The sequence below is a fragment of the Citrobacter sp. MGH 55 genome, from assembly GCF_016906145.1.
GTDB classification, from domain to species: domain Bacteria; phylum Pseudomonadota; class Gammaproteobacteria; order Enterobacterales; family Enterobacteriaceae; genus Citrobacter_A; species Citrobacter_A amalonaticus.
Genome location: NZ_CP070239.1, coordinates 2,163,515 through 2,170,253 on the forward strand (window position 1 = coordinate 2,163,515; position 6,739 = coordinate 2,170,253).

General features: G+C 51.3%; 7 protein-coding genes. 5 read left to right on the top strand and 2 right to left on the bottom strand.

Features of this window, described 5'->3' with window-relative positions:
• Positions 1-226 precede the first annotated feature (226 nt).
• The 5 genes from arsR to arsC are packed head-to-tail and all read left to right on the top strand — an operon-like array spanning position 227 to position 4,534.
• The gene (arsR, locus tag JTI98_RS08670; RefSeq protein WP_042999394.1) at positions 227-580 is read left to right on the top strand and encodes an As(III)-sensing metalloregulatory transcriptional repressor ArsR; all 354 of its coding nucleotides are present in this window, start codon (positions 227-229) and stop codon (positions 578-580) included.
• A gap of 47 nt (positions 581-627) precedes the next feature.
• Entirely contained in the window at positions 628-990 is a 363-nt protein-coding gene (arsD, locus tag JTI98_RS08675; protein WP_216082132.1) for an arsenite efflux transporter metallochaperone ArsD, read from the top strand.
• 17 nt (positions 991-1,007) lie between these two features.
• The gene (arsA, locus tag JTI98_RS08680; protein ID WP_216082133.1) at positions 1,008-2,759 is read left to right on the top strand and encodes an arsenite efflux transporter ATPase subunit ArsA; all 1,752 of its coding nucleotides are present in this window, start codon (positions 1,008-1,010) and stop codon (positions 2,757-2,759) included.
• Positions 2,760-2,806: 47 nt separating this feature from the next.
• On the top strand, positions 2,807-4,096 hold the full coding sequence (arsB, locus tag JTI98_RS08685) for an arsenite efflux transporter membrane subunit ArsB (protein ID WP_216082134.1): 1,290 nt from the start codon (positions 2,807-2,809) through the stop codon (positions 4,094-4,096).
• A gap of 12 nt (positions 4,097-4,108) precedes the next feature.
• The gene (gene arsC / locus JTI98_RS08690; RefSeq protein ID WP_216082135.1) at positions 4,109-4,534 is read left to right on the top strand and encodes a glutaredoxin-dependent arsenate reductase; all 426 of its coding nucleotides are present in this window, start codon (positions 4,109-4,111) and stop codon (positions 4,532-4,534) included.
• A gap of 235 nt (positions 4,535-4,769) precedes the next feature.
• Here arsC and JTI98_RS08695 read toward each other — a convergent pair whose 3' ends face one another.
• Both JTI98_RS08695 and JTI98_RS08700 read right to left on the bottom strand, forming a co-directional pair.
• Complete coding sequence (locus tag JTI98_RS08695; protein ID WP_216082235.1) at positions 4,770-5,942, bottom strand: MFS transporter; 1,173 nt, start codon at positions 5,940-5,942, stop codon at positions 4,770-4,772.
• Between the two features lie 98 nt (positions 5,943-6,040).
• A complete protein-coding gene (locus JTI98_RS08700) occupies positions 6,041-6,613 on the bottom strand; it encodes a DUF1349 domain-containing protein (protein ID WP_216082236.1) in 573 nt (190 codons plus the stop codon).
• Positions 6,614-6,739 lie beyond the last annotated feature (126 nt).

Genomic DNA, 6,739 nt, shown 5'->3' on the forward strand with positions numbered 1-6,739 from the left:
TTTCCCTTCGCCCGCTCCATGACACTTCATACTTAAAACTCTCCAGTTTACTGAATCCAAAGGGAAATAGCTTAAAGCCTCCTTGCAGAGTTCCTTATTATAACCGACTGTATAACCCTCACAGGGTCAGTGAGAAGTCTTGCTTTATTCATATATGGAAATTCAAATATAATTTGACACTGTACGGTTACAGCGAGATATTGCGAAACAGTAGCCGGGGGGACTTATGCCACAATTATCATCTCTACAACTCTTCAAAAACCTCTCCGATGAAACCCGCCTGGGTATCGTGCTGCTGCTCAGGGAGATGGGAGAGCTGTGCGTGTGCGATCTCTGTACGGCACTGGAACAGTCTCAGCCCAAGATCTCCCGCCATCTGGCAATGCTCCGGGAAAGTGGACTATTGCTGGATCGCAAACAGGGCAAGTGGGTTCACTACCGTTTATCCCCGCATATTCCTTCCTGGGCCGCTCAGGTGATTGAGCAGGCCTGGTTAAGCCAACAGGACGACGTACAGGCCATCGCCCGTAAGCTGGCATCAGCAAACTGCTCTGGCAGTGGTAAGGCTGTTTGTATCTAAAAAATTTGCCTGTACATATATGTTTTTACGGATGTGAGGTGTTAAAGATGAAAACGTTAACCGTGTTTGACCCGGCTATGTGCTGCAGTACCGGCGTATGTGGCTCAGATGTCGATCAGGTTCTGGTTGATTTTTCTGCTGATGTGCAGTGGCTGAAAGGACGTGGCGTACAGGTTGAACGTTACAACCTGGCGCAGCAGCCCATGAGCTTTGTTCAGAACGAGAAAGCGAAAGCATTCCTCGAAGCATCTGGAGCAGAAGGGCTTCCGCTACTGCTGTTGGACAGCGAAACGGTGATGGCAGGGCGATACCCAAAACGCGCTGAGCTGGCTCGCTGGTTAGGCATTCCGCTGGAGAAGGTTGGGTTAGCGCCCACCAGCTGCTGTGGTGGTAAAACTTCCTGTTGCTGAGTATGTCAGGAGGACATATGAAATTCTTACAGAATATCCCGCCCTACCTGTTTTTTACCGGTAAGGGAGGTGTAGGAAAAACGTCCATTTCCTGCGCGACGGCAATCCGCCTTGCCGAACAGGGGAAGCGGGTTTTGCTGGTCAGTACCGATCCGGCTTCCAATGTCGGTCAGGTATTCGATCAGGCTATCGGTAACACCATTCGCCCTGTGGCAGCAGTTCCTGGACTTTCCGCTCTGGAGATCGACCCGCAGGAAGCCGCCCAACAATACCGCGCCAGAATCGTTGATCCTATCAAAGGTCTTCTGCCTGATGACGTTGTTAACAGTATCAGCGAGCAGCTTTCAGGAGCCTGTACCACTGAGATTGCGGCGTTTGATGAGTTCACCGGCTTATTGACAGACGCTTCCCTGCTGACCCGCTTCGATCACATTATTTTTGATACAGCGCCGACGGGCCACACGATTCGCCTTCTCCAGCTTCCCGGAGCCTGGAGTAGCTTTATTGAAAGCAACCCGGATGGTGCTTCCTGTCTTGGCCCAATGGCCGGGCTGGAAAAGCAGCGTGAGCAGTATGCTCACGCGGTAGACGCGTTATCCGATCCTGAACGTACCCGCCTGATTCTGGTTGCACGACTGCAAAAGTCAACGCTGCAGGAAGTGGCCCGCACCCATGAAGAACTTGCTGTGATTGGCCTGAAAAACCAGTACCTGGTGATTAATGGTGTGCTGCCTAAAGCCGAAGCTGAACATGACGCCCTGGCCGCTGCGATATGGCAACGTGAGCAGGAGGCACTGGCAAATCTTCCTGCCGGTTTATCTGAGCTACCGACAGATACCTTATTACTCCAGCCAGTCAATATGGTTGGTGTGTCCGCATTGAAGGGACTGCTGGATATCCATTCTGAGGCGTTACCGCTCCCGGCAACGAACGTCCTGTACACGCCTGAAAACTTATCGCTCTCTGGCCTGGTCGAGGATATCGCTCGCAGTGAACACGGCCTGATTATGCTGATGGGCAAAGGTGGCGTAGGGAAAACCACGATGGCTGCGGCTATAGCCGTAAGGCTGGCAGACATGGGATTTGACGTGCATCTCACGACCTCTGATCCTGCTGCGCACCTGAGTACAACGCTGAACGGCAGCCTCAAGAATCTGCAGGTCAGCCGAATCAACCCTCACGATGAAACTGAACGCTATCGTCAGCATGTTCTTGAGACGAAAGGCAGGGATCTGGATGAGGCCGGGAAACGGCTACTGGAAGAGGATTTACGTTCTCCCTGTACTGAAGAAATTGCCGTCTTTCAGGCCTTTTCAAGGGTAATTCGTGAAGCAGGTAAGCGTTTTGTGGTCATGGACACGGCACCAACCGGGCATACGCTTTTGCTGCTGGATGCCACTGGGGCGTATCACCGCGAAATTGCCAAAAAAATGGGTGAAAAGGGACATTTCACCACACCAATGATGCAGCTTCAGGACCCAGAGCGAACCAAAGTTCTGCTGGTTACGCTTCCTGAAACCACACCGGTGCTGGAAGCGGCAAACCTGCAGTCTGACCTTGAAAGAGCGGGGATTCATCCGTGGGGCTGGATTATCAATAACAGCCTTTCCATTGCGGATACGCGTTCTCCGTTGCTTTGCCAGCGTGCCCGGCAGGAACTGCCTCAGATTGAGGTTGTTAAGAATCAGCACGCTGACCGTATAGCGCTCGTTCCGGTATTGGCTTCAGAGCCCGCCGGTATTGAAAAGCTCAGAAAGTTGATGAGTTAATTTTTTAGTATTTACAGGGCGGCAAAGTCGCCCTGTCAGGAGGATGTATGTTACTGGCAGGCGTTATTTTTGTCCTGACCATTGTTTTGGTTATCTGGCAGCCTAAGGGTTTAGGGATCGGCTGGAGCGCGACGCTGGGCGCGGGACTGGCTCTGATATCAGGCGTTGTGCATGTGGGCGATATTCCGGTGGTGTGGAATATCGTCTGGAACGCGACGGCGACCTTTATTGCCGTAATTATTATCAGCCTGCTGCTTGATGAATCCGGTTTTTTCGAATGGGCAGCGCTGCACGTTTCCCGCTGGGGTAACGGTCGTGGACGTTTGCTCTTTACGTATATCGTTCTGCTCGGTGCGGCGGTGGCGGCACTGTTTGCCAACGATGGCGCGGCATTGATTCTGACGCCAATTGTCATCGCCATGCTGCTTGCATTAGGGTTCAGTAAAGGTACAACACTGGCATTTGTCATGGCTGCCGGGTTTATTGCCGATACTGCCAGCCTGCCGCTTATCGTGTCGAACCTGGTGAATATAGTCTCGGCGGACTTCTTTGGACTGGGCTTCACTGAGTATGCGTCGGTAATGGTGCCGGTGGATATTGCCGCCATTGTTGCCACGCTGGTTATGCTGCATCTGTTCTTCCGCAAAGATATTCCACCGACTTACGACCTGGCTCTCCTGAAAGCACCGACAAACGCGATTAAAGATCTGGCAACCTTCAGAACTGGCTGGATAGTGTTGATTCTTCTTCTGGTTGGCTTTTTCGTCCTTGAGCCGTTGGGTATCCCGGTCAGCGCGATTGCTGCTGCAGGCGCTGTCATTCTGTTTACTGTGGCGAAACGAGGTCATGCCATTAACACCGGCAAAGTGCTGCGCGGTGCGCCATGGCAGATAGTCATCTTCTCACTGGGGATGTACCTGGTGGTCTACGGTCTGCGCAACGCCGGACTAACCGAATACCTTTCAGGTGTGCTGAACGTACTGGCGGATAAAGGACTCTGGGTTGCGACGCTGGGGACTGGCTTCCTGACAGCAATCCTGTCTTCCATTATGAACAACATGCCTACGGTGCTGGTTGGCGCTCTTTCTATCGATGGAAGCACTGCCACCGGCGTTATTAAAGAGGCGATGATCTACGCTAACGTGATTGGCTGCGATCTGGGGCCGAAAATTACACCTATTGGTAGCCTTGCAACGCTGCTCTGGCTGCATGTACTTTCACAGAAGAATATGACCATCACATGGGGATACTATTTCCGCACCGGGATTATCATGACTCTGCCTGTGCTGTTTGTAACGCTGGCGGCGCTGGCGCTACGTCTCTCTTTCACTTTGTAATGAGATACTGATATGAGCAACATCACCATATATCACAACCCGGCCTGCGGTACGTCGCGTAACACGCTTGAGATGATCCGCAACAGCGGTAATGAACCGACTGTTATTCATTACCTTGAAACTCCACCGTCTCGCGATGAGCTGGTCAAACTCATTGCGGATATGGGCATTTCCGTCCGGGCTTTGCTGCGTAAAAACGTCGAGCCTTATGAAGAACTGGGGCTTGCGGAAGATAAGTTTACTGACGACCAATTACTAGACTTTATGTTGCAGCATCCGATCCTGATTAACCGCCCGATTGTGGTGACACCGTTGGGAACGCGCCTTTGCCGCCCTTCCGAGGTGGTTCTGGATATTCTTCCGGATGCGCAAAAAGGCGCATTTGCTAAGGAAGATGGCGAGAAAGTCGTTGATGAAACAGGTAAGCGATTGAAATAAAGATGAAGGGGGCTGATGCTCCCTTATTTCTGCCTCAGAGCATAAGATCTGAATCTTCTGGCAGAGTTCTATTCCTTCACCAAGTTGCAGTTGCAGCAAAACTGTGTCAAGCCAGCGGCCATGCTTGAAACCATCCGGAGGTTCGGTTTCGAAGCGACCTGTACCATGCAGGACATGGGGCCGTAGCCCCATCATTAGCCTGCCAATTTTGCTGGCAGAGCCGTAACTCATATTCTCAGACGGTCTGATTCAGATGTTGCTGGCGTAGTTTTAACAAACGAAAAACCAGTATCATGACGATAATTCCTGCCACCATCGCCAGAAAATGGAAAGCTATCCTGCCACCAGCCTGAAAATAGAACCAGCGGGCCAGCTCTACTGAGGTCGCCATAAAACTTAATGCAATAATGTTAATGGTTGCTGATACGGTGCCTTTAGGCAGGGAATGAGAAAAAAGCGCAAAACGGAACAGGACGGGATACAGCATTCCTGTCCCGAGGGCATAAATACTTATTCCCATCACCGACCATAACCAGACATGCGGCCAACCCAGATTACCAAGCAGAAGGATACACAGCCCGCTTAGTTGAATTGGAACGGTACGCCAGATAAAGCGCGGTGAAGTGGGGTCTTTGATAAAATTCGCGACGATGATGCTGGCAATAATCACCCCGCCAAATACAGGTACCTGAGTCCAGGCATACATACCGGGTGACATCCCGCCATCCTCAATCAGGATCACCGGAGAGAGCGCGACCCAGGTAATCATCGGCAGGTTACCGAATGACAGGGCCAGGGCACCCGTCAGTACCACCGGATGTCTGAAGGCGCTGATAAAATCGGATAATACATCTCCAGGATGAAACCCCTGGCCCTGACGTTTGACTGTCTCCGGCATTTTAATCATCAACATGACCCAGGCCATCAGACTCATCCCTCCGATGATCGCAAATAACAGCTTCCAGTGCATAAAGGACATCAGAGCTGCTCCAGCCAGTGGGCCGATGACAGGCGCAAGCAATACGATTGAGGTCAGCGCCGCCATGATACGGATGGAATCCTTTTCATCAAAGGCCTCCTGTATTGACACATAACCAACGGTGGAGATGAAGCAAATACTGGTTCCCTGTATAAAACGGGCAATAAAATATTGCTCGATCGTGGTGACAAACATCATGCCCAGACAGGCCAGGGCAAAGATCATTGCACCAGTGAGCAGGACGGGACGGCGACCAATCCGGTCAGAGAGAGGACCGAGGAGCCACTGGAGCGCCAGACCTCCGGCCATATAAAGACTGACAGAGGCAGGCGCGAGAGTGATATCAGCCTGAAGCTCACGGATGATGTGGATGATGCCCGGCTGGATGAGATCCGTGGTCAGATAGGCTGAAAAATCGTAGATGACCATCGCCAGTGGAAATAATAGAACGCTGCCATACCTGCTAAGGCGTCCCGAAAATGGCTTCACGAACGGGTTCTCCGTTTTCTATAATTCCTTGATATTTATCAGCTCAGATCGTGCAGTTCTTTATCCATCGCAGGAGTCAGTCTGAGATCAAGAAATTCTACCTCCAACCCCTGGCGCTGAGGTGTACAACACATGACGCCCGTTCTTACTGGGCCCATGGGAAAATAACATAAGCGAAGTAATGGCCAGTGTTGTCCATCTGACGAGTACTGCAATCGTAACGCATCTTTCTTACGGGTCAGGCGCAGCCAGAATTCCTTCGGATCCCCGGGAAAGAGCCCTGTAGCCCAGTCCGAATTTCCCAGCGTGAGTACACTCCCGATTGCAGGTGCTCCATCGTTAAATTCGATGCCAGCTTTGAGCCAGTGCTGTTCGTCAGAGAGAATCATAATTCCGGCCTGGTCATAGAGTGTGGTGAAGTCTGCGCGGATCCTGACCTGAAAAGTAAAATCATCTGTTACGTCAGTGGCGTAGATGTGACCTGAAAAACGCTCAAACCCGTACCAGGTATGACGCCAGAAATCGGTGTGATCATCAGTGATTACCGACAGGGTATTATTCCCGTAGTGCCATTTAGCGGGCTCATTGATCCATTCAAACTTGCAACTCATCATTATTCTCCTGTTATCCGGAATGCAGCATAACGATATTTTAAAATGTCAGTTCCATTTCAAACTGGCATAACGGTTCAGCCTGATAACCCGCCGCAGTAAATAATGGTGCCAGCATTTCTGGCA